This window comes from Pseudomonas sp. CJQ_9 (genome assembly GCF_043106615.1).
In the GTDB taxonomy this organism is placed as follows: Bacteria; Pseudomonadota; Gammaproteobacteria; order Pseudomonadales; family Pseudomonadaceae; genus Aquipseudomonas; species Aquipseudomonas juntendi.
This window is the reverse complement of the sequence record NZ_JBICMS010000049.1, coordinates 1-2,295: the sequence shown is the minus strand read 5'-3', so window position 1 is coordinate 2,295 and position 2,295 is coordinate 1. Positions and strand designations below refer to the sequence as shown.

At 63.1% G+C, this 2,295-nt stretch carries 3 protein-coding genes; all 3 read left to right on the top strand.

Annotated features, from left to right (window positions below; genetic code table 11):
- Positions 1-173 precede the first annotated feature (173 nt).
- The 3 genes from ACF8SD_RS08895 (at position 174) to ACF8SD_RS08885 (ending at position 2,213) form a co-directional block, all read left to right on the top strand.
- Entirely contained in the window at positions 174-608 is a 435-nt protein-coding gene (locus tag ACF8SD_RS08895) for an acyl-CoA thioesterase (RefSeq protein ID WP_392484689.1), read from the top strand.
- 51 nt (positions 609-659) lie between these two features.
- Positions 660-1,628, top strand: a complete 969-nt coding sequence (locus ACF8SD_RS08890; protein ID WP_392484688.1) for a tRNA dihydrouridine synthase — start codon at positions 660-662, stop codon at positions 1,626-1,628.
- A gap of 141 nt (positions 1,629-1,769) precedes the next feature.
- A complete protein-coding gene (locus tag ACF8SD_RS08885) occupies positions 1,770-2,213 on the top strand; it encodes an Hsp20 family protein (protein WP_029887105.1) in 444 nt (147 codons plus the stop codon).
- Positions 2,214-2,295 lie beyond the last annotated feature (82 nt).

Here is a 2,295-nt window from a genome sequence, read left to right as displayed (position 1 = left end):
TTCCCTTCCCCCGTTTTCCCTGTCATACCTGCTCTGGAATAGGGCCATGGCTTTTGCCTGGCGAACGCATTCTGCAGGCTGCGCAGGGTGCTTTGGCCCTGGAGCATGGCGATGTCGCTGGACATTGACCCGCTCGGCGCTGCTAAATCGGCTTTTGCGCCAAGGAAGCGAACATGAGTTGGGACCTGCCAACACCCTTCGTCCTCGACCTGCGCGTCGGCAGCGAGGACATCGATGGCCTCGGCCACGCCAACAATGCCGTCTACGTCACCTGGCTGGAGCGCTGTGCCTGGCGTCACTCCCAGCGCCTGGGCCTGGACCTTGCCGCGTATCGCCGGCTGGACCGTGCAATGGCTGTAGTGCGCCACGAAATCGATTACCTGGCGGCCGCCTACGAAGACGACGAATTGCAACTGGCCACCTGGATCATCGACTGGGATCAGCGCCTGCGCATGACCCGGCGTTTCCAACTCCAACGCCCGCGTGACGGTGTGACCCTGCTGCGGGCGCAGACCACCTTCGCCTGCATCGAGCTTTCCAGCGGCAAGCCCAGGCGCATGCCGGCAGAATTTCTCGACGGTTATGGGCCGGCGCTGATCGGTGCCTGAAACGCCGGGTTTTTTTGTTAGACTGCCGCCTTTTTCCGCCGAGACCCCAACATGCAAATTGCTCTGGCCCCCATGGAGGGGCTGGTCGACAACATCCTGCGCGACGTGCTGACCCGTGTGGGCGGTATAGATTGGTGCGTCACCGAGTTCATTCGGGTGTGCGACCGCCTGTTGCCGCCGGCGTCGTTCCACAAGCTGGCGCCCGAGCTGCGCCAGGGGGCGCTGACGGCTGCCGGGGTGCCCATGCGCGTGCAATTGCTGGGGTCGGACCCGCTATGCCTGGCGGAAAACGCCGCACTGGCCTGTGAACTGGGCGCGCCGGTCATCGACCTGAACTTTGGCTGCCCGGCCAAGACAGTGAACAAGTCCCGCGGTGGCGCCGTGCTGCTCAAGGAGCCGGAGTTGCTCCATGCCATCGTGCATGCCGTGCGCCGCGCGGTGCCTGCGCATATCCCGGTAACCGCGAAGATGCGCCTGGGCTTCGATAGCCCGGCCGGCGCGCTGGATTGTGCCATGGCGCTGGCTGATGGCGGCTCGGCGCACCTCGTGGTGCATGCGCGGACCAAGGTCGAGGGCTACAAGCCACCCGCCCATTGGGAGTGGGTGGCGCGGGTGCAGGACGTGGTCAAGGTGCCCGTGTTTGCCAATGGCGAGATTTGGACCGTGGACGACTGGCGGCGTTGCCGTGAGGTCAGTGGTGCTGAGCACATCATGCTTGGCCGTGGGCTGGTTTCGCGCCCTGACCTTGGCCTGCAGATAGCCGCGGCGCGGGATGGGCGTGATTACCAGCCGCTGGGCTGGCAGGACCTGCAGCCGCTGCTGCGCGAGTTCTGGCGCCAGGCCCAGGCCAAGCTGTCACCGCGTTATGCGCCCGGCCGACTGAAGCAGTGGCTGGCCATGCTGACCCGTAGCTACCCGGAGGCGGTGCTGCTGTTTGCCGAGTTGCGCCGCGAGGATGACTGTGCGCGCATCAGCCGGTTGCTGGGCTGTGATGCGGTGGCCGAGGTCTGTGTTGCCTGATCGGCCATCGGTCTGTTCACCTCTGCAGATTTTTCAATTTCCCCCCTTGAAAGCCGTTGTCTTGGCCCTATCTATTGAGTACGCGATGCCGAATTCGGGTCGCGCAATGACTTACTTGCTGATACTCAGGAGTTTATGACCATGACTACCGCTTTCTCTCTTGCTCCACTGTTCCGTCATTCCGTTGGCTTCGACCGCTTCAATGACCTGTTCGAATCCGCGGCCCGTAATGAGGCTGGTAGCAGCTACCCGCCCTACAACGTGGAAAAGCATGGCGATGACCAATACCGTATCGTGGTTGCCGCAGCCGGTTTCCAGGAGCAGGACCTCGACCTGCAGGTCGAAAAGGGCGTCCTGACCGTCACCGGTGGCAAGCGTGACAATGGTGATGCTGAAGTGACCTACCTGCACCAGGGTATCGCGCAGCGCGCCTTCAAGCTGTCGTTCCGCTTGGCCGACCACATTGAAGTCAAGGCTGCCGGCCTGGCCAATGGTCTGCTCAGCATCGACCTGCTGCGCATCGTGCCTGAAGAAGCCAAGGCCAAGCGCATCCCGATCAACGGCGACAAGCCAGCGCTGAATTGATGGGGTCGTTGTAAACAAGGGCACCTTTGGGTTAATGCCTGCGTAACTGGGGCTGCTTTGCAGCCCTTCGCGGGCACGCCCG